Annotated in this window: 1 protein-coding gene; it reads left to right on the top strand. The window is 54.9% G+C overall.

All coding sequences use genetic code 11. The features are described from left to right. Window positions 1-929 (top strand): PhoX family protein (locus ACJHYR_RS27870; RefSeq protein WP_134264014.1); only part of this gene is annotated, 929 nt, incomplete at both ends.

Genomic DNA, 929 nt, shown 5'->3' with positions numbered 1-929 from the left:
TTCGCACGCCGCATCACCGTTAACACGCCGATGAAAATCACCGGTCCGGCGCTGCATAACCCACTGATGCAAACAGTTGACGATCCGAAAGGCGAAATCATTCTCGGCACCATGCAGAACTGTGCCAACGGATTTACGCCGTGGGGCACCTATCTGACGTGTGAAGAGAACTGGTCCGATATTTTCGTAAAAAAAGCAGAGATGAACCCGCTGGAAAAACGTTACGGTATCAGCGGGAGCGACGACTCTTACCGCTGGAACGAAGTGGATAAAAGGTTCAGCGTCGACGCCACGCCGAACGAGCCGAACCGCTTCGGCTGGGTGGTGGAAATCGATCCATACGATCCGCATTCAGTGCCGCGCAAGCACACCGCGCTTGGTCGCATCAAACACGAAGGCGCAGCGGTGACAATTGCCCCGGATAACCGCGTTGTGGTCTATATGGGCGATGACCAGAAATTCGAATACATATATAAATTTGTCTCGGAAGGAAAATTCAACCCGCAGGATCGCAAAGCCAACATGCACCTGCTGGAAAAAGGCACTCTGTACGTGGCGAAATTTAACGACGACGGCAAAGGCGAGTGGCTACCGCTGGTGTTCGGACAAAATGGGCTCGACGCCAGTAAAGGGTTTGAAAACCAGGGCGACCTGTTGATTAAAACCCGTCTGGCGGCAGACGCCGTGGGGGCCACTAAAATGGACCGCCCGGAGTGGATTGCGGTCGATCCATATCACGCCGGCAGCGTTTACTGCACGCTCACCAACAACAGCGATCGCGGTAAGGAAGGAAAAGCGCCAGTGGATGCGGCCAACCCGCGCGCCAAAAACGTTTACGGCCACATCATTCACTGGTTGGAGCATAACGGTGACCCGACCGCGCTGCAGTTTGCCTGGGATATTCTTGTGATGGGCGGTCGCACCGATAC

It is taken from the genome of Escherichia sp. WS1450, assembly GCF_046487395.1.
In the GTDB taxonomy this organism is placed as follows: domain Bacteria; phylum Pseudomonadota; class Gammaproteobacteria; order Enterobacterales; family Enterobacteriaceae; genus Escherichia; species Escherichia coli.
Note: the sequence above shows the minus strand (reverse complement) of the source record. Positions and strands in the feature narration are given on the sequence as shown.